22 protein-coding genes and 2 tRNA genes are annotated in these 19,541 nt (G+C 45.4%); 11 read left to right on the top strand and 13 right to left on the bottom strand.

Annotation, left to right across the window (positions count from 1 at the left end):
* Window positions 1-71: 71 nt before the first annotated feature.
* From B2248_RS01870 to B2248_RS01840, 7 genes are all read left to right on the top strand, one after another.
* The gene (locus tag B2248_RS01870) at window positions 72-344 is read left to right on the top strand and encodes a methanol dehydrogenase (protein ID WP_273182967.1); all 273 of its coding nucleotides are present in this window, start codon (window positions 72-74) and stop codon (window positions 342-344) included.
* Between the two features lie 68 nt (window positions 345-412).
* Entirely contained in the window at window positions 413-1,447 is a 1,035-nt protein-coding gene (locus B2248_RS01865; RefSeq protein WP_007144399.1) for an AAA family ATPase, read from the top strand.
* On the top strand, window positions 1,444-2,250 hold the full coding sequence (locus B2248_RS01860) for a hypothetical protein (RefSeq protein WP_007144398.1): 807 nt from the start codon (window positions 1,444-1,446) through the stop codon (window positions 2,248-2,250). Before B2248_RS01865 ends, B2248_RS01860 begins: the two co-directional genes overlap by 4 nt.
* Window positions 2,251-2,258: 8 nt before the next feature.
* A complete protein-coding gene (locus B2248_RS01855; protein ID WP_273182965.1) occupies window positions 2,259-3,200 on the top strand; it encodes a hypothetical protein in 942 nt (313 codons plus the stop codon).
* Entirely contained in the window at window positions 3,197-4,177 is a 981-nt protein-coding gene (locus B2248_RS01850) for a vWA domain-containing protein (RefSeq protein ID WP_273182963.1), read from the top strand. Before B2248_RS01855 ends, B2248_RS01850 begins: the two co-directional genes overlap by 4 nt.
* Entirely contained in the window at window positions 4,174-4,746 is a 573-nt protein-coding gene (locus tag B2248_RS01845; RefSeq protein ID WP_273182960.1) for an MxaK protein, read from the top strand. Before B2248_RS01850 ends, B2248_RS01845 begins: the two co-directional genes overlap by 4 nt.
* A gap of 9 nt (window positions 4,747-4,755) precedes the next feature.
* On the top strand, window positions 4,756-5,718 hold the full coding sequence (locus tag B2248_RS01840) for a vWA domain-containing protein (protein WP_273182958.1): 963 nt from the start codon (window positions 4,756-4,758) through the stop codon (window positions 5,716-5,718).
* Between the two features lie 64 nt (window positions 5,719-5,782).
* Here the strand turns inward: B2248_RS01840 and B2248_RS01835 are convergent, their stop codons facing one another.
* A complete protein-coding gene (locus tag B2248_RS01835; RefSeq protein ID WP_273182956.1) occupies window positions 5,783-6,178 on the bottom strand; it encodes a winged helix-turn-helix transcriptional regulator in 396 nt (131 codons plus the stop codon).
* Window positions 6,179-6,305: 127 nt separating this feature from the next.
* Here B2248_RS01835 and B2248_RS01830 point away from each other — a divergent pair, with 127 nt between their 5' ends.
* Together B2248_RS01830 and B2248_RS01825 are read left to right on the top strand one after the other, a co-directional pair.
* Window positions 6,306-6,917 (top strand): NAD(P)-dependent oxidoreductase, encoded by a 612-nt coding sequence (locus B2248_RS01830; protein WP_273182954.1) that lies wholly within the window; start codon window positions 6,306-6,308, stop codon window positions 6,915-6,917.
* A 20-nt stretch (window positions 6,918-6,937) separates the two neighbouring features.
* The gene (locus tag B2248_RS01825) at window positions 6,938-7,417 is read left to right on the top strand and encodes a nuclear transport factor 2 family protein (RefSeq protein WP_273182953.1); all 480 of its coding nucleotides are present in this window, start codon (window positions 6,938-6,940) and stop codon (window positions 7,415-7,417) included.
* 132 nt (window positions 7,418-7,549) lie between these two features.
* Here the strand turns inward: B2248_RS01825 and B2248_RS01820 are convergent.
* The 10 genes from B2248_RS01820 to B2248_RS01775 all read right to left on the bottom strand — a co-directional run bounded on the left by B2248_RS01820 (window position 7,550) and on the right by B2248_RS01775 (window position 15,726).
* Window positions 7,550-7,626: transfer RNA gene (locus B2248_RS01820), tRNA-Met, on the bottom strand.
* A 58-nt stretch (window positions 7,627-7,684) separates the two neighbouring features.
* On the bottom strand, window positions 7,685-8,734 hold the full coding sequence (locus tag B2248_RS01815) for a phospholipase A (protein ID WP_007144390.1): 1,050 nt from the start codon (window positions 8,732-8,734) through the stop codon (window positions 7,685-7,687).
* A 53-nt stretch (window positions 8,735-8,787) separates the two neighbouring features.
* Complete coding sequence (gene ychF, locus B2248_RS01810) at window positions 8,788-9,879, bottom strand: redox-regulated ATPase YchF (protein ID WP_007144389.1); 1,092 nt, start codon at window positions 9,877-9,879, stop codon at window positions 8,788-8,790.
* Between the two features lie 8 nt (window positions 9,880-9,887).
* Window positions 9,888-10,460 (bottom strand): aminoacyl-tRNA hydrolase, encoded by a 573-nt coding sequence (gene pth, locus B2248_RS01805; RefSeq protein WP_007144388.1) that lies wholly within the window; start codon window positions 10,458-10,460, stop codon window positions 9,888-9,890.
* Between the two features lie 7 nt (window positions 10,461-10,467).
* Entirely contained in the window at window positions 10,468-11,139 is a 672-nt protein-coding gene (locus B2248_RS01800; RefSeq protein ID WP_040576141.1) for a 50S ribosomal protein L25/general stress protein Ctc, read from the bottom strand.
* A 108-nt stretch (window positions 11,140-11,247) separates the two neighbouring features.
* Window positions 11,248-12,183 carry a ribose-phosphate diphosphokinase gene (locus B2248_RS01795; protein ID WP_177207333.1) on the bottom strand — a complete coding sequence of 312 codons (936 nt, stop codon included), beginning with the start codon at window positions 12,181-12,183 and terminating at the stop codon, window positions 11,248-11,250.
* A 90-nt stretch (window positions 12,184-12,273) separates the two neighbouring features.
* Window positions 12,274-12,348 (bottom strand) — tRNA-Gln (locus tag B2248_RS01790).
* Window positions 12,349-12,389: 41 nt separating this feature from the next.
* Complete coding sequence (gene ispE, locus B2248_RS01785; RefSeq protein WP_273182951.1) at window positions 12,390-13,229, bottom strand: 4-(cytidine 5'-diphospho)-2-C-methyl-D-erythritol kinase; 840 nt, start codon at window positions 13,227-13,229, stop codon at window positions 12,390-12,392.
* On the bottom strand, window positions 13,226-13,825 hold the full coding sequence (lolB, locus tag B2248_RS01780; protein ID WP_007144384.1) for a lipoprotein insertase outer membrane protein LolB: 600 nt from the start codon (window positions 13,823-13,825) through the stop codon (window positions 13,226-13,228). The genes ispE and lolB overlap by 4 nt, the downstream gene beginning before the upstream one ends.
* Complete coding sequence (locus B2248_RS01775; RefSeq protein ID WP_273182949.1) at window positions 13,822-15,726, bottom strand: tetratricopeptide repeat protein; 1,905 nt, start codon at window positions 15,724-15,726, stop codon at window positions 13,822-13,824. The genes lolB and B2248_RS01775 overlap by 4 nt, the downstream gene beginning before the upstream one ends.
* Between B2248_RS01775 and hemA the strand changes: the two genes are divergently transcribed.
* On the top strand, window positions 15,721-16,980 hold the full coding sequence (hemA, locus tag B2248_RS01770) for a glutamyl-tRNA reductase (RefSeq protein WP_273182947.1): 1,260 nt from the start codon (window positions 15,721-15,723) through the stop codon (window positions 16,978-16,980). The two genes, B2248_RS01775 and hemA, sit on opposite strands and share 6 nt — an antisense overlap.
* The gene (gene prfA, locus B2248_RS01765; RefSeq protein WP_273182944.1) at window positions 16,977-18,065 is read left to right on the top strand and encodes a peptide chain release factor 1; all 1,089 of its coding nucleotides are present in this window, start codon (window positions 16,977-16,979) and stop codon (window positions 18,063-18,065) included. Before hemA ends, prfA begins: the two co-directional genes overlap by 4 nt.
* On the opposite strand, the gene hemF is transcribed toward prfA, so the two are convergent.
* On the bottom strand, window positions 18,062-18,970 hold the full coding sequence (gene hemF / locus B2248_RS01760) for an oxygen-dependent coproporphyrinogen oxidase (RefSeq protein ID WP_273182942.1): 909 nt from the start codon (window positions 18,968-18,970) through the stop codon (window positions 18,062-18,064). The genes prfA and hemF overlap by 4 nt on opposite strands.
* Window positions 18,967-19,518: a Sua5/YciO/YrdC/YwlC family protein gene (locus tag B2248_RS01755; protein ID WP_007144379.1), complete on the bottom strand. Its 552-nt coding sequence runs from the start codon at window positions 19,516-19,518 to the stop codon at window positions 18,967-18,969. Before B2248_RS01755 ends, hemF begins: the two co-directional genes overlap by 4 nt.
* Between the last annotated feature and the right edge of the window lie 23 nt (window positions 19,519-19,541).

The following is a 19,541-nucleotide window of genomic DNA, read 5'->3' as shown; positions in this document are numbered from 1 at the left end:
TAATGGGTGGCATGTTGCCATAGTGGCAGCATGCCAATTCATTATGTCGTCGCAAAAATAAGGAGAGAAATATGAAACTAAAAACAATCGCTATTGCTTGTTCAGCTCTGATGATGTTGTCAGGTGCAAGTGCAGTTATGGCTTACGATGGTACTAAATGCAAAGCCGCTGGTGATTGCTGGGAAGCCAAACCAGGTTTCCCTGACAAAATCAAAGGTTCTAAGTACGATCCAAAACACAGTGAAAAAGAACTGAACAAACAAGATGCTGCGTTAAAAGCAATGGAAAAACGCAATGCAGAACGTGTTGAACAGTTCAAAAAAACAGGTAAATGGGTTTATTAATCCATTACTGAAGCCGACCGGCCTAATTCTCAGGCCGGTCTTTTCTTTTTCTTCCATGTGAAACCGCTATGAACCAGCTATCTAAAACATCAACGATAGCGATGTCAGATTGGCATGCGCTTATTGCTAAGATGGAATCCAGCATCAACAGCACCATCCTGGGTCAAGAACACATTGTCAGATTGATGACCATTGCAACGCTCTCCAGAGGACATATCCTGCTTGAAGGTGATGTAGGTGTCGGTAAAACCACCTTGCTGAAAACCGTAGCCGAATGTCTGGGTGGTAACTTTGAACGTATTGAGGGCACCATCGATCTGATGCCGCATGACCTCGTCTATTACACCTATATTGCTGAAAATGGTAAACCAGGTGTCAGTTCAGGGCCGGTTCTGAAACATGGAGATGAACTCTCTATTTTCTTTTTCAATGAGATTAACCGGGCGCGTCCCCAGGTCCACTCTCTGTTATTGAGAATCATGGCCGAACGTAGCGTGCATGCTTTCAACCAAACACACTTTTTCCCTCATTTACAGGTGTTTGCTGATCGTAATCGTATTGAAAAGGATGAAACCTTTGAGCTGCCTGCCGCAGCACGTGATCGCTTTATGATGGAGCTGCATGTTGAGCAGCCAAAATCTGAAGTGCAATTGAAAGACCTGATGTTTAATCCACGTTACCATGATGCCGACAAACTGGTGGATTCAGCGGATAAAGCCATTGTGCCATTCCAGCAATTGAATGATGTTGCTGCCGCCATTCAGGAGCATGTCCACACCAGTGAAAAAGTGCAGGACTACGGCTATCACTTGTGTCGTGCGCTACGTGAACCTGCTGAATATGGCATTCAGATCACTGATGTCGATACAAGCAATATGTTACGTGGTGGTATGGGACCACGCGGGATCAGTTATCTTGCCCGTGGCGCCAGAGTCAATGCCTGGCTCAATGGACGTGATGCATTAGTGCCAGAAGATTTTCATATGATTATCCGGCAAATCGCCAAGCATCGACTCTTTTTAAACCCCGTTTATGACTACAACCGTGATGAGATTGTTGAATCACTCATCACTGCCGCATTGAATACCATTCAATCACCATGAACCAGACGTTTGATTACAAAACCACTGGCCTGGTCAGTGGCTTAATGCTGGGCTCACATAAAAGTCGGCAACGAGGTACAGGCGCTGACTTTTATAAAAAATCATTATTTTTGGATGAACCCGATACATCAAGGCTGGACCTGAATGCCAGCCTGACCGATCCTTTTGAGTCTCTGCATGTCAAAAGTTACAGACAACGTAGCAAAATCGATGTGTTATTACTTATCGATGGTTCATCCTCAATGCTGTATGACGAAAAATCGGCATTACTGCATGAAGTCTATGAGAGTACTAAGGCCTCAGTTGAAGCCGCTAATGACCGTTTTTCCTGCTATCTACTCAAGGAAAAACTAATAAAGCTCGATGATATCGATGCCCTAACAACCGAGTTTACGAGGCTCAGCCCCGAGTCCAATCATGCGGAAGCTACTCAACAGGTTTTCCCCGTGTTACCTGGCAAACCTGCACTCATATTTTTAGTCTCAGACTTTCACTGGCCGGAAACACAATTACAGTCATTGATGACCGTTTTATCAGCGCATTTAGTTGTACCCATAGTGTTATGGCAATCCAAAGAGTATCTCGACTTCCCGTTATGGCGATTTGTTGAGCTGACCGATCTTGAAACGGGTGTCAGCTCTCTAGTGTTTATCACCCGTGATCAGAAACAAAAAATTCAGCAACAATATGAAGATCGGAGAGCCTACCTCACACAACAATTCCGCCGCTTTAATCAACAGCCTTTTTGGTTGATTGATCACTATGACGCCAAACAAATGAGTCGATACTTTTCGATGCAGTAGGAACCTTTATGAAGCTTATTAACACCATTTCACTGCTTTTGAGCTTATTTCTGCTGTCTGCTGCCTGTTACGCGGAACCGGTTCTGCCTGCTCAGCTTATCAAAATGGACCAGGGGCGAAATTATGGCCTGATTGTGGGTGATATTATCGAACACCGCTATCTGATTGCCGTGGATGAAGGCTATTCCTTATCTCCATCCTCATTACCTGTAGAAGGTGAACTGACTTACTGGCTGGATCTGAATAGCGTGAGCATGACTTCTGAGCAACAGGGCAAAAAGACCATCTACAATCTTACCCTCCGCTATCAAACATTTTACGCACCCCTTGATGTTCGAACCTTACAGATTCCTGAGCAACAGTTAGTGTTCACAGACAGTGAAAATCAGCGTGTAGAAATCACCTTACCCGACTGGCACTTCATCATGTCACCTATCAAAGAAATTACCGCGAGTGGTGTGGGTAATAATGATGGTAGTGATGGCTTTATGAAAGCGGATATCGCACCCAGAACGCACTCACTTTCTCGCTATCAAACTCCCATTATCATCTACGCCAGTTTGTCGATTCTATGCTTACTTATCTGGGCTGCTCTCGCAGGGTTATTGCCTAAGTTTGATACCTCACCTTTTCACACCGCAAGGCGTCAAATCAAGCGTATAAATCGACATAAAAACATCACCGTTGATCAGATTCAACAAGGCTTGCAGGCCATGCACGATGCGTTTAATTCACGAGCATCGTATACCGTGTTTGCCTCACAAATTGATGATTTTATTCAGCAGCACCCACAATTTAATGAGAGCCGGACACAGATAGAAGATTTTTTTCAGCAATCCAGATGCGTGTTTTTCTTTGATGAAGCCCCCAAGCCAAACCTGCTGAACGATTGTATTCGTCTATGCGACAGACTCGCTGCCGCTGACAAAGTGGTTTCCGGTAAGTCATGAATCTCGCCTTTCATGTGCCATGGCTGCTGGTGTTATTACCACTCAGCTTATTACCTTTCTTCAGCAGCTTATTTGAGCGACATGCTACGCCCAGCAAACAGCTCATTAAACTTAATCCGCTGACTATCTGGCTAAACCGCTTAATTAAGCTCGCTGCTTCTCTGGCTATAGCCTCTGTCATTATCGGACTCGCTGGTTTGCATAGTCTTGAGCAAATTGTGACTCGCACTGGACAAGGTGCCCATATCGTTTTTGTATTGGATCGCAGTGCCAGTATGAATGAAACCTTCGGCGGCCAGACACCCGATGAAAATGAGCAATCCAAAGCACAAGCAGCCCGGCGTTTACTCTCCGAATTTGTAAATCGCCGTCCCCATGATTTATTCGGAGTAGCCGGTTTTAGTACCCAGCCTTTTTACATCAGCCCGCTGACTGAACATAAAAGTGCGATTCAGGCAGCGATTAATAGTCTGGAGACGCCAGGGTTAGCGTTTACTAACGTTGCAAAAGGTTTAGGAATGGGCTTGAGTTATTTCAAAGACCAGCCTCACACCGGATCACGTGTGATCGTTTTGGTCTCCGATGGCGCCGCTACCTTGGACCATCGTGCCCAGAAAACCCTACGTGAATGGTTTGAACGTTACCGGGTAAGTCTGTACTGGTTCTTCTTACGTACTGAAAACGGACAAGGCATCTTCAGTGAGCCCAAATCGCATCGCGATGATAACCCCAGAGTCATGCCTGAACGACATTTACATAAGTTTTTCAATACCTTATCAGTGCCATACCATGCATATGAAGTCGATACTGCAGAATCACTACAAGCCGCTTTAGGTGAGCTGGATGAACTGGAAAGCCTGCCATTAATTTATCAGGAAAAGCTGCCAAAACAGAGCCTCTCAGCATGGTGTTATGGCTTTGCTTTGTTTTTTGTTTTGTTACTTGTTGCAGTGAAATTTTTGGAGAAACGCTCATGATGTTGCGCCGTATTTATCTACAACATCTAACGCTGGCGATTAGCCTCGTTTTTCTTACCCTACTCAGCCTGCAAATAATAGAAAGGCAACATCAGCAAGACATCAACGATGCAATAATACGTTTGCTACAGTCACCACGCTTGGTGGAGGCTACTGAGATTGATCTGACAGAGCCCGAAGTTCAGTTTGCCTATGCTCATCATTTACAACAACGCGGTATGTTCGAGGATGCTGTCGATGCCTATGGCAAAGCCGAACGGATCAGCTCTCCAGCCATGTTAAAACTGGTTTACTACAATATGGGCAATCTCTATCTACATCAGGCGATTGAAACGGCTGAAAAAATGGGGATTGATCGTGCAACAGCTTTGGCTGATGTAGCAAAAGATCTCTATAAATCCGCATTAAAAAAAGATCCCGAGTTTTGGGCAGCTAAATATAATTATGAGGCAGCACAACGATTATCACGGGATCTGCCATTAGGCGATTTACAAGAATCCGGTGAAGCACAAGAAAGCTCAGAAGAACTATGGTCAGCGATGCCTGGTTTTCCATTAGGTCTGCCTTAGGTTGTGATGATGAAGCGTTTATATGCACTAATCGCCAGCGCAGTGTTATTACTGATAGCCATCGTTCTGCCTCCTTTACCCTTCACAGTAAAAAGCTATGACTTTGTGTTTGTGCTCGATATTACCCGTAGCATGAATGTGCAGGACTATTCTGATAAACACGGTGGTGCTATCAGCCGTTTGGAAAAAGCTAAAGCCGCTATGCTGAATGCTGCCAGAAGCCTGCCATGTGGTTCAAAGGTGGGATTAGGCGTGTTTACAGAACGTGTGCCGGCCTTACTGTATTCCCCAATTGAAGTCTGTAGTGATTACCCTGTTCTTGAGGCCAGTATTCATGCGCTCGACTGGCGAATGGCCTGGGTGGCTGACAGTAATATCGCTCAGGCTTTATACAATACGCGTGAGCTGATGCTGAATGATGTGCTCGCTGGCAGTAAATTAGTCTTTTTTACCGATGGTCACGAAGCACCGCCCATCAATCCACGTTATGCTCCCGATTTCAGTTATCTAGATACAGAAGATCAAAAAGAAGATTGGAAGGCAGGCATTATTATTGGTGTCGGTGAACTGGGTCTGAGTAAAATTCCCAAGTTTGACGAGGATGGTGTACAGATAGGTTTCTATACTGCTGAAGATGTGCCTCATGCTTCACGCTTTGGCCTACCGGAGGACCCCAGCAAGGTCGAGGGATACATTCCACGTAATGGCCCATGGGGCACGGCCAAAGCCGTTGGCACCGAACACCTATCCAGCCTCAAACAAGACTATTTAATGGATCTGGCACAACAAAACCATATGCTCTATCACCACTTGGAAAACAATAGGGATATGGCCAAGGCATTACAAAACACTGATTTTGCCTATGAAGCAACACAGCCCACACAGTTTAATAAAATAGCGGCGGCATTAGCGTTATTACTGCTTCTCTATTGCTATCAGCCTTTCAGACCTAAATGGCCTGCCAGAAAGTAAACACTTCTCCTGGCTACTCTAAATTACACCGATAAGATATTCCTATCTTTTGATTAATACCTATCTAGGCTTGTCCATCTTTTTTTGCTCTGTGCTGGCGTCGACTCTGACAAATCTGTGCATGATTGCTATCAGCCCAGGCAATAAGGGCTTGCATAGGTTCAAGAAATGAATGGCCAAGAGGACTGAGTTTATATTCCACTTTCGGTGGTACCTCAGCATAGATTTTACGTTCAATAAACCCGTCCTGCTCTAAGCGTTTTAAAGTGCGAGATAACATCTGTCGGGAGATATCACCAATTTCACGATGTAGTTCATTAAAGCGCAAAGTCGCCGGCGCTAATGTGGTTAGGATTAATAAACTCCACTGATCGCCGATTCTATCCAACACATCTCGTATCGGACAAGGATGGTCAAACTCAGTCTCTGTCTGCATTTCGACAGAATTAGTCGTAGTCATGGTCACCTCCAAGTAACTTAGTACGCTGAAATTGACTTCTTGTCAGCTCAAGAAAAAGTATCTACGCTTAACCCATAGGTCTACATTATAGACCTAATATTTATTAGATACTATTAGGAGATTTATTATGTCAAACATTGTCGTCATTGGTGCTTCGGGACAAGTTGGTTCAAGAATAGTCAAAGAATTATCAGCCAGACATCATCAGATTACGGCTATCTCACGTCATCCACAAAATATTCCATCATTACCCGGAGTAACTGCATTAAAAGCCGATCTGCTTAACATCGATGACATTGTTCCACATCTTAGGGGGCATGACGTCGTGGTAAGCGCCGTAAAATTTAATGATGCTGAAGCAAAGCACATTATCGATGTGGTTAAAAAATCCGGCGTGCCGCGCTATTTAGTAGTTGGTGGTGCCGGCAGTCTGGAAGTCAAACCCGGACTTCGTCTCATCGACACAGCCGAATTCCCAGAAGCCTATAAGGCCGAAGCAAGCAAAGGGGCAGACTTTCTCGATGAAATACAAAAAGAAACGGAGCTTAACTGGACCTTCTTATCCCCATCAGCCCTGTTTGGCCCAGGTGAACGTACAGGTCAGTTCAGACTAGGTAAAGACACTCTTCTCACCTCAGACAATGGCAGCCACATCTCATATGAGGATTATGCTGTGGCTCTGGTTGATGAGATTGAAACACCTAAACATCCCCGCCAACGTTTTACTGTCGGTTATTAAAAAATATCAAGGAAATAATAATGAAAACACTATCACGTAAAGTCTCACCGGCCCTGCTTAGCCTTGGTTTAGTATTATTCACCGCAAATGTGACTGCAGAAACAGCTAGCCATCGTGATCTGGCTAAAGAAGAAGCCAATCGTCAACTTGTTATCCACTTTTATAACCAGTTTTTTAACCAACATAAGGTTAAGCAAGCGGCAAAAGTTCTGGCAGAGGACTATATCCAACACAATCCTGATGTTCCTGATGGCAAAGCGCCTTTGCTTGACTACTTCGAGGGATATTTCAAGACACATCCACAATACAGAGCAGATATTGTCAGAAGTGCGACAGATAATGATCTTGTGTTTCTGCATGTGCACTCTGTTGAAGATGCAGACGATCGTGGACAAGCGGTTGTTGATATTTTCCGCGTTGAAAATGGCGTAATTGTTGAACACTGGGATGTTATTCAAGCTGTGCCAGAAACATCGGCCAACGACAATACTATGTTTTGAACCTGATGAGGTCATAGTTTGGGCTGATTTTAAGGCTCAACCTAGCCACGCCATGTATACGTTGATTTCATCACTATACAAATTCACAGGCGAAAAAAAAGCCGGAGTAGAAACTCCGGCTTTTGAATCTGTTGGTGGCTATGGGTGGATTCGAACCACCGACCCCATCATTATGAGTGATGTGCTCTAACCAACTGAGCTACATAGCCACACGAAGCGCGAAATAATACGATATAAATGCTTAAGTTTCAAGTGAAATAATCATATTTATAACCAGTCACTCAACTGGATACCAAAGCCGATACTATTGGAATGAGCATCATAGTCAATCAGGCTTTCTCCATAGCCATTAAACCATTGAACATAACCTTTCACACGGTCTGTCAGCGGGAAGCTCCAGCCTAACTGAACAGCGCCATAGTTATCATCAAAATTCAGGTTATTCCGCAGCAGAATATCGAAGCTGTGATTATCCATTTTATAGACAGCGCCGAATTCAAAGTTACCCATATATTCTTCGATATCCGGATTATCGTCATCGCTGCTGCTATCAGGGATTCGCCACCATGGTTTAAATGAGTAGTACCAATCATTGTGCTCAAACACGAAGTCCGCATAAACCCGGTTCCAGCTACGTGATAACTCACCTGCCTGACCATTTGACTGGTGGACAATACCTGTACGAATAAGTGAATTTTTTATACCAAACAATTCATAATCGTTTTTGAATGATAACCAGGCTTCCGGTTCATGATCAGACTCACGGAAAGGCGAAGAACTGTGTTTATTAAACTGCTGCCAAAATGACCGGTTGGTATAAGCTACATAGGCATCAGCCCGACCATTGAAGAGATCGTAAGCCACTGGCAGCTTCAGGCTGATTTGGAACTTGGTTTCCCACGGCTGCAAATGAATATTGTCATTCGGATAAGCTGCTTCAAATGGCGCTTCATTCGGAGCAGACATATTATTACTTAAGATAATGTAATTCGGTTTATGCGGTAATAATACAAACGGGTTTTTGGCTTCTTTCTTTTCCAGAAATAAGCGTCGGGTAATGGCCGACTTGTCTTCTGTCTCTAAACCCGTACTGGTTACTTTAACGTCAACAGGCTCAGGATTGGGGGAGGCTTCCTCAATAGTGTTCTGGGTGATTGAGGAGTCACATAATTGTTTAATATCCCCGACTGACATGGTGTCATCTGCTGTCGCCAGTTGAGTGAGCAAGCATTGATTTAACTTATCATCGGCATTGACCAGTGGTGTATAACCGATAGCTAACGATAAGAAGTAAAAGGAGAATGATGCCGTCTTCATAGCTTGCCTATGTCAGAAAGAAATAAGAACTCACGACATCATATCCCAGAATGCTAGACGTTGAAGCGGAAATGCATGACATCGCCATCTTTGATGACATATTCTTTGCCTTCCAGACGCCACTTACCGGCATCTTTCGCGCCTTGCTCACCATTGTATTGAACAAAATCATCGTAGCTGATGACTTCTGCGCGGATAAACCCTTTCTGAAAGTCAGTGTGAATAACACCAGCGCCTTCCGGTGCTGTCGCGCCTACTTTCACCGTCCATGCCCGCACTTCTTTTACACCGGCTGTAAAATAAGTATGTAAACCAAGCAATTCATAACCGGCACGGATAACACGATTCAAACCCGGCTCGTCTTGCCCGATTTCACTTAGAAATTCGACTTTTTCATCGTCTTCCAAGCCTGCGATTTCTGATTCAATCGCCGCACAAATCGCGACAACATTAGCATTTTCTTGCTCAGCGAATTGTTTAACGGCATCTAAAGCAGCGTTATTCTCAAAACCATCTTCAGAGACATTGGCAATATACATGGTGGGTTTGATCGTCAGCAGATGTAAGTCACGAATCAAAGCCAGTTGTTCTTTATCAAAGCCCATGGCACGAACAGGTTTGCCACTATCCAGTTCATCACGCATTTGCGTGAGTAGCTCTAATCTGGCTTTAGCCGTTTTGTCACCACTTTTGGCATCACGAGTCGTTTTGGTGATGGCTTTTTCAACACTTTCCAAGTCCGCAAGCGCTAACTCGGTATTAATCACTTCAATATCATCCAAAGGTGACACTTTACCGGCGACATGCACGATATTGTCATCTTCAAAACAACGTACTACGTGTGCAATCGCATCTGTCTCGCGAATATTGGCCAGAAATTTATTGCCCAGACCCTCACCTTTTGAGGCACCCGCCACCAGGCCAGCGATATCGACAAATTCCATCGTGGTAGGTAAAACGCGTTCTGGATTTACTATAGCTGCCAGTTTATCCATACGTGGATCAGGTACGGGAACGATGCCGACATTAGGCTCAATAGTACAAAAAGGATAGTTCTGCGCATCGATACCGGCTTCAGTCAATGCATTAAACAAGGTTGATTTGCCAACATTAGGTAAACCGACGATACCGCACTTAAATCCCATGAGAAATCCTATTGTGAATGTAGCCAGTTCATAGCCTTATCCATATTTCCGGATAACACCTCTGGCAAAATACGTAAAACATTATCGATGGCTTGCTCGATCTGTTGGCGATCGGTCGGTGACGGTTTACTGAGAACATAATCAGAAACCAGCTTGCTATGACCAGGATGTCCTATTCCCAAACGACAGCGCAGAAATTGCTTGCCACCCGTCTGAGCAATAATATCCCTGAGTCCATTATGCCCACCATGACCGCCATCGCGTTTCAGTTTAACGGTTCCGGGAGACAAATCTAATTCATCATGAATAACGAGAATATTCTCTAACGGAATTTTGAAAAAATTCGCTAACGGGGCAACAGACTGACCGCTTCTGTTCATAAAAGTCAGTGGTTTGAGCAAAAAAACTTTATGACCATCCAGAGAGCATTGAACCAGCTCCCCGTGATATCGGTTTTGAACAGTGAAGTTCACCCCGAGCTCACGAGCCAGCTGGTCCAAAAGCCAGAACCCGACATTATGCCGGGTTCCTTCATACTGGGAGCCGGGATTACCTAAACCGGCAATGATCCAGCTCCCCATCTAAAGATTACTCTTCAGTTGCTTCTTCATCACCCTCTGCGTCTTCAGCTTCATCATCCACTGAATGTACGCGAGGCATATGAATATTGACCACTGCTTGGTCATAAGCAGAACGTTCGCCTTCTTCAAGGTGCTCTTCCTGACCGTGTGACAGTGCAGGTAAGCTAACGCCTTTAGGCAGAACAAGTTCTGATAAGTGAATAGCGTGATCTAATTCCAGCTTGCTGATATCTACCTCAATGAACTCTGGCAGATCAGCTGGTAAACAAGCAATTTCAACCTCAGTCATCACGTGAGAAACCACACCACCGGCTTTCACACCTACGGCTTTTTCTTCGCCGATGAAGTGAAGAGGAACAGTCATTGTCATTTCATGTTTTGCATCAACACGCAGGAAGTCAGCGTGAATGATTTTGTTGTCATTGGCAGGATGACGTTGCAAGTCTTTTAATACAACTTGCTCTTTTTTCTTGCCAATGTTCAGCGTCAGAATGTGAGCATAAAATGCTTCTTCAGCTAAATGACGAATGAATTGGTTGTGATCTAAAGCGATCGAAACTGGCTCTTTTTCAGCGCCATAAACAACAGCTGGTACTTTACCCGCATGACGAAGGCGGCGGCTCGCACCTTTCCCCTCATCAGTACGCGCTTCAGCTTGTACTTCAAATAAGTTTTCCATTTTTTTCTCCAAAAACAATGGACTTTTGCCCATCAAAAATGCCGCTTTTTAAGCGGCGTAAGCCTCCCCCGCGACCAGGTTCGGCACGTAAAAGTCAGCCGTAGCTAACTAATCCATATACAAGGAGCTGACTGACTCCTCGTTGCTAATTCTGTACATCGCTTCTGCCAGCATTTCAGCAATGCTTAACACGCGAATTTTTTCACATTCCTGCGCATGCGGCTGCAATGGAATGGTATCGGTTACCACTAGTTCATCCAGTACTGAGTTGCTGATATTTTTTATAGCTGGGCCCGATAAAACCGGATGTGTTGTGTAGGCGACCACACGGGTAGCGCCATGTTCTTTTAGTGCAGCAGAGGCCGCACATAATGTACCGGCAGTATCCACCATGTCATCAATCAACACACACACGCGACCATCCACATCACCAATGATATTCATCACTTTGGCTTCATTAGCGCGGGGACGACGTTTATCGATAATGGCTAATTCAACACCGAGATGTTTCGCTAAGGCACGCGCTCTGACTACACCACCCACATCAGGCGAGACGACCACTAGGTCTTCGTATTTATGCTTCCAGATATCACCCAGTAACACCGGTGAGGCATAAACATTATCAACAGGACAATCAAAAAAGCCCTGGATTTGATCAGCATGTAAATCGACGGTTAAAACGCGGTCTGCGCCAACGCCAGTCAGCATATTCGCTACGACTTTCGCGGTAATCGCTACACGCGCTGAACGAGGACGACGATCTTGTCGTGAATAACCAAAATAAGGCACAACCAGCGTAATACGCTTTGCTGATGCACGACGGATGGCATCGGTCATCACCATCAATTCCATCAGGTGATCATTGGTTGGCATGCAGGTAGGTTGAACGATAAAGACGTCTTTACCACGTACGTTATCAAGGATTTCAACCATGATTTCGCCGTCACTGAATTTTTCCACCGTGGCTTTGCCAAGGGAAATATTGAGGAAATTGGCGATGCTTTGAGCCAGCTTACGATTGGCATTACCAGTGAATACCATCATACGGCTGTCGGCTGTTCGTTGTTGTAACTGGAGAAGTCGGTTTTGTGTCACGGTAGAGGCGCCGAGTTTTCTATCAAAAAAACAAAAGAGTGGCTGGGGTACCAGGATTCGAACCTGGGAATGCTGGGATCAAAACCCAGTGCCTTACCGCTTGGCGATACCCCAACTGACAAAACTCATTCTATCATCTTGCAGTCACATCTGGCTTATTTTTCTGCCAGTGCTCTTGCAGTGAGTGGCGACTGATTACAGCCTTTTGCCACAAAACCCTGCCAGTGTGAAGGCAGTTTATCTATTACGTCTTGTGCTTGTTGCTGACTTTGAAAATCAGCGAAAACACATGCTCCTGTACCAGTCATTCTCGGAGGCGCGTATTGTGCCAACCATTCCAGTGCATTTGCAACTGCCGGATAGTGTTTTATCACTACCGCTTCGCAGACGTTTCTGCCTTCCCCAGAAAGGAAGCGCGGTATTGTGATAGGTTCGCAGTCTCGTGTCAATTCAACCGATGAAAATATTTCTGCAGTAGACACATGACAATCAGGACAAATCACCGCAAACCAAGGTTCTATCGGGGATATTGGCGTTAAGTCTTCGCCGACGCCTTCTGCCCAGGCAGCGTGACCAGCGATAAAAATCGGCACATCTGCCCCCAAACTGAGTCCGATTTGCGCTAATTTTTGCTGTGACAAACCACATTGCCATAGCTTATTCAACGCGACTAATGTTGTAGCGGCATTTGAACTGCCGCCTCCTAAACCGCCCCCCATGGGTAAGCGTTTTGTGACGGAAATATCCACCCCATGATGTGTTTCAGTAAAGGGTTTTAATAATGTTGCCGCTTTAACAATCAGATTATCTTCGCTGGGCACACCTGCAAATTCAGTTTGTAGATCGATTTTGCCTGAGTTATTGGTATCAAAAAACAGACTATCGCCAAAATCCAGAAACTGAAATGCGGTCTGAAGGTTGTGATAGCCGTCTTCCCGCCGTCCGGTGATATGCAAAAATAAATTTAATTTTGCCGGCGCTGGCCATGCTTTCACTCAGCTCGACTCCAATCTGCAATCACTAATCTAATATTCAAATCAGGGTGTTTGATAAAAATTTTAGCGGGTACCACCAAGCCATTAAATGGCACATAGCGCAGGTATTCCACCTGCCAACCGGCTTGTTCTAAGGTTTTCAGACGCCCATTTTCATCCAGTTGATACTTATCTACTGCAGCGTCTTTATAAGGCACGCCTCTCACCCAATCACGTAATGCACTCACCGGTAAAAGCCAGCCTAAAGTTTTGGCTAAAAGTTGCTCGGGGGTCTGCGCCGAATATTGCTCACCATTATCCAGCGTTAAGGTAACTTGTTGTGCATCACCCATTAACTCAGCCCCACCTTGGGAAAAAGGGCCTGATAATTTGATATCAAAACCATCACCTTGTTGTTGCCAAGTGATTCCCGCGTTCCAGCCTTCACGACCTTGGGTGATCGCCGTACGACCTCGAAACCGCCAGTCTTTCAGTGACGCTATTTCTTGCTGCTGCTGTTGCCATTTTTGCTCTGGCGACTCAGTCGTTTTTGCTTGCCATAAAGGCGCACAGGCGGTCAGCAACAGACTCAGTGCTGCCAGCCAGACTAACCTCATAGGCCAAACCTGCGCATGGTTTCAATTAACAAGGTATTGTCAGGATCTTGCAACAGACCTTTATCCCAGATTTTTTTCGCTTCTTGTTTTTTGCCGCGCTGCCACAGCACTTCACCTAAATGGGCAATGAACTCCGAATCAGGATTGGCTTCCGTCGCTTCCCGCAGGTATTTTTCCGCTTTTTCTAAGTCACCCAGGCGATAATAAACCCAACCCAGACTGTCGAGGTAGAAAGGGTCACCTGGCTTAAGTTCTAGAGCACGTTGAATCAGCTTTAATGCTTCCTGATGACGATCAGTACGATCCGTCAATGTATAACCCAGTGCATTTAATGCCTGAGAATTATTAGGATCATTGGCCAGAATCTGTCTTAAATCCGCTTCCAGCACATCTAGCCTATCCATCGACTCAGCAATCATCGCTCTGCTATAAAGCGCATCTTCATTTTTTGGGTAATGCTTGATGGCTTTTGTTAATAAGTCAAAAGCCTCTTGTTTCATACCGTGGTCGCGTAACAAGCTGGCTTCGAATAAGTAATACTGCAGGGCTTTATTAGGTAATTGCTGTCTCAACTGTGCCAGATGTTCACGGGCTTTATCGATGTCATCGCGACCCAGCAATAAATTAATGTAATGCGTCTGCGCTAAATCAAAACGACTGCTTTGCACCGGTACTGAGGCAAACCAAACCAGCGCGGCATCGACATTGGCATTCAACTCTTCAGCAATCCCCATAAAATACGCAGCCTGATTGGTAGGATCGCCCAGTCTTAATAAATCACTGAAATACGATTTGGCTTTTTCGCCATCTTTTTCTTCCAGCGCTAACAAGCCAAGCGCGAAAAGCACATCCCGATTTTCTGGATTATCCGCTTGAATGGATTCAAAAATAGTGCGTGCTTTGTCCAGTTGGCCGTCATCACCTAATAATTTGCCATAGGTAAAACGCAGTTCATCACTGGCATCATCTTTTGCTGCAGGTTTGGCTAGCAGTTTCACACCTTCTTTGGTTTTACCCAATCGCTGTAAGGTATCGGCTTTCAAAACGAGATAACTTTCATTCTCAGGATCGGCTTTTAATAAAGGATCAATTTCAGCCAGTGTTTCTGGGTATTGCTGATAGAAGAACGCTAAGCGAGCATACGCATAATGCGCATCAGGATGGCCTTGCTTATACAGATCTAATTTCTTCAGTGTGGCGAGCGCTTCTTCCGGAGACGCCACTTCAGCCAGATTTTCTGTCGCTCTGGCTAAGTACAGTTTTTGATTTTCTGGCGCTAGAGACAGTGCTTTATTAATGGCCTGAACTGCGCCGTCATAGTCTTTCTCCATCATCAAAAATGGCGCGCGCATCATATAGACATCGGCATTATTAGGATCCACTTCTAACCAGCGATCCAGAGCATGATTAATTTTTTCTTCGTTTCGGGAAAGTGTCGCCACCTGAGCACTTCGGCCAGCCAGTTTAGGCGACTTGACCATATCCGCAGCTCGCTCGTAAAGTTCAACGGCGGCTCCGACTTCACCACGCTGACCCGCCACTTCCGCAGTAAGGATGTAGTACATCAGTTCAGGTGACATTGGCATAGTGACTTCGGGCTTTTTTTCCTCTTTCACTTCCGGTGCAGCTTTGACGACTTTTTGCGCCTCATCAACTGTGGCTTTACTTTGCTGTGCGGGGGTTGCAGCACAGGCAGTAATGAGTGAGGTAAGTCCGATCAGAGCAAAATATTTAGTATGTTGCCCTACATTCATCATGAATGATTTCGTTGAATCCATATTAAAACGACCTGAACGTTTGATTTTGATAGAATGGCGAATTGTTTTCACTAATAACAGACGATTGTAATAATGGCTGTAAAGTTTAACAGCATTTAATAACGACTTTTTCTTAATATGCATCTTGTCACCTATGGCATCAACCACAACACTGCTCCGGTTCATATCCGTGAGCTATTTGCGTTTGATGCGAGCATGCTTCCAGCAGCTTTATCCACTTTACATGAAGATGATTCCATACTTGAAGTCGTTATCTTGTCGACATGCAATCGTACTGAAATCTATTGTTGTGTTGATGCAGAGTCTGACAACCATATCCTCGCTTGGTTGCATCAGTATCATCAACAGGAAGATGGCACCATCACTCCTTATCTGTATCACTACCAGCATGCCGACGCCATTCGTCATCTGATGCGCGTGGCCTGTGGTCTGGATTCTATGGTGCTGGGCGAACCCCAGATTCTGGGTCAGCTAAAAGATGCTTATAGCCAATCACTTAATGCTAATACCCTTGGAAAATCACTAGGCCGTTTGTTTCAACACGCATTTGCAGTTGCCAAACAAGTCCGTACGGATACCGCGATTGGAAACAGTCCTGTTTCGGTAGCTTTTGCTGCCGTCAGTCTGGCGAAACAAATTTTTAGCGAGCTGGCTGACTCCACCGCCTTATTAATAGGTGCAGGCGAGACCATTGAACTGGTCGCACGCCATCTCTATGACAATGGTATTAAACGTATCATCATTGCCAACCGCACGATTGAACGGGCACATAATCTCGCCACTCAAGTAGATGGTTATGCCATTAGTCTGAGTGAACTGCCGGCACATTTGGCCGAAGCCGATATTGTGGTCAGCTCAACCGCCAGCCAACTGCCAATTCTCGGTAAAGGTGCTGTTGAAAGAGCCTTAAAAATCCGTAAACGTAAACCAATTTTCATGGTCGATATCGCCGTACCACGCGATATTGAAGCCGAAGTCGGATTATTGGATGATATATACCTTTATTGTGTTGATGATCTGAAAGAAATCATCGAAGAGAACTTACAATCTCGTCGTGATGCGGCCTTACAGGCTGAAGAAATTATCGATACACAAGTGGATCATTTTCAGGCCTGGCTCAGAACCCAAGATGCCGTCCCTGTAATTAGAGCCATACGTGACAATGCTGAAGAGATAAGTAAGCATTCACTGGAAAGAGCAATAAAACAATTTGAGCAAGGCATGCCTGCCGAACAGGCTATGACTGAGCTCGCACGTACATTGACCAACCGTTTACTGCATGAACCGAGTCGCCAGCTCCGTCAATCCGGATTTGATGAAGAAGGCCATTTACTCACCGCAGCGCGGCGTCTGTTTAATATCAAGGATCCCAAGTGAAAGATTCGATCAAACATAAATTAGAATCACTCGTTGATCGTCATGAAGAAATTAGTGGTCTGCTCGCTGATCCTGACACCATGGCCGATCAGAATAAATTCCGATCACTGTCGCAGGAATATGCTCAATTAGAGCCTGTTGTCAGCAATTTCAACGCATATCGCCGCACAATCAGCGCATTAGAAGATGCCAAGCTGATGCTGAATGAAGATGATGCTGACATGCGTGAAATGGCAAAAGAAGAAATTAATGCTGCAGAAGAAAAAATCGAAGAGCTCGAATTAACCCTGCAAAAGTTATTACTGCCTAAAGATCCTAATGATCAACGCAATATTTACCTGGAAATTCGTGCCGGAACCGGTGGTGATGAAGCAGCGATTTTCTCTGGCGATTTATTCCGTATGTACACTAAATATGCTGAGTCTCGTCGCTGGAAAGTCGAAGTGATCAATGCGCAGGAAGGTGAACATGGCGGTTATAAAGAAGTCATCTGTCGCATTGTTGGTGAAGGTGCATATTCACGTCTGAAGTTCGAATCAGGTGCTCACCGTGTTCAACGGGTTCCGGAAACGGAATCACAAGGCCGTATTCATACCTCGGCCTGTACAGTGGCTATTCTGCCGGAAGCGGATGAAATTGATGAAGTCGATATCAACCCGGCCGATTTAAAAGTCGATACCTACCGCTCTCAAGGCGCCGGTGGTCAGCACGTTAACACCACAGATTCTGCGGTGCGTATTACTCACATTCCAACCGGTATCGTCGTCGAATGTCAGGAAGAGCGTTCGCAACATAAAAATCGTGCAAAAGCGATGTCCGTTTTACAAGCGCGCATCATGGCTGCGCAGGTAGAAAAACAAGCGGCCGAAGAAGCTCAAACACGTAAATCACTGGTGGGTTCAGGTGACCGAAGCGAACGTATCCGTACCTATAACTATCCTCAGGGACGTGTTACTGATCACCGTATCAATCTGACCTTATACAAACTGGTTGAGATCATGGAAGGTGAGCTGGAACAGGTTATTGAACCCCTGATCAACGAATATCAGGCGGATCAACTCGCCGCCTTATCCGGCGAGTCTTAAATCCAGTCGCGTGGCGGCAGAAAGTCCGTGTATAAACGGGCTTCTGCTGATCCGGCTTCCGGAATCCAGTGATAACGCCATTTCACCAGTGGAGGTAGCGACATCAAAATCGATTCGGTGCGGCCTCCCGACTGTAATCCAAACAATGTGCCACGGTCATACACCAGATTAAACTCGACATAACGTCCACGACGGTATAACTGAAAGTCGCGTTCGCGTTCACCAAACTCGGTGTCCTTACGTTTCTGCACAATCGGTGCATAAGCCTTGATATAACTGTCGCCAACCGATTGCATAAAGGCAAAACAGCGATCAAAGCCCCATTCATTCAGATCATCAAAAAACAAACCACCGACGCCACGGCACTCATCACGATGTTTTAGGTAAAAATACTCATCACACCACTTTTTAAAGCGTGGATACACATCCTCACCAAAAGGATCACACGCGGCTTTAGCGGTGGTATGCCAATGAATCACATCTTCTTCATTGCCGTAATAAGGCGTTAAGTCATAGCCACCACCAAACCACCAGATAGGATCTTCACCGTCTTTTTCTGCAATAAAAAAGCGGACATTGGCGTGTGATGTTGGTACGTACGGATTATGAGGATGGATAACGAGTGACACACCCATCGCGCGAAAACTTCGACCCGCTAACTCAGGACGGCTGGCCGTTGCCGAAGCCGGTAAATCATCTCCACTGACTTCAGAAAAATTAACACCACCTTGTTCAAAGACGGCGCCATTGGTTAAAACTCGAGTACGACCACCACCGCCAGTTTCACGTTTCCAGTCATCAATTTCAAACGATGCTTTACCATCTATTAATTCAAGTTCGTTGCAAATACTTTCTTGTAGACGAAGTAGGTATTCACGAACGGCATCAATGTCCGGTGTACTCATCGTAAAATTTCTCCTGTTTGTGCATCTCTGATTTGGCTTGGTTTTTTGGCGCCGCCCAAACTACCCGCTAACACATAATCCAGCTCAGGCAATTGCCAGCGAACCTGATGCACATTCATCGCTGGTCGTAAGCCATTGAGGTTGGCACTGGTTGAGACAATCGCGCCACCAAAGGCTTCACATAAAGCACGGGTTTGTGGGTGCGCCGTCACTCGCACGGCAATGGTGTCGTGTAAGCCCGTTAACAACATCGGGACTTCTTCACGCACTGGCAGTAACCACGTTACAGGGCCGGGCCAGGTTTTATTCAGTTCGGCTAACACTTTGGCATCAACGGGTTTAATAAAATCTTGTAACTGATTAAAGTCTGATGCGATAAGGATAAGCCCTTTATGCCAGGGACGTTGTTTCAGCTCTAATAAACGCAATAATGCTTCTTCATCCCAAGGATCGCAGCCCACACCAAACACCGCCTCTGTCGGGTAGCCGATAACGCCACCGGCATTCAGGGTTTTTACCGCTTCTCGTAATCGCCAAGTATTTGTCATGTTCTCGCCTCTATTCAGACCAC

This window comes from Methylophaga sp. UBA2012 (assembly GCF_002335235.1).
GTDB classification, from domain to species: domain Bacteria; phylum Pseudomonadota; class Gammaproteobacteria; order Nitrosococcales; family Methylophagaceae; genus Methylophaga; species Methylophaga thalassica.
The sequence above is the reverse complement of the archived record's forward strand: the minus strand, read 5'-3'. Positions and strand labels throughout refer to the sequence as shown.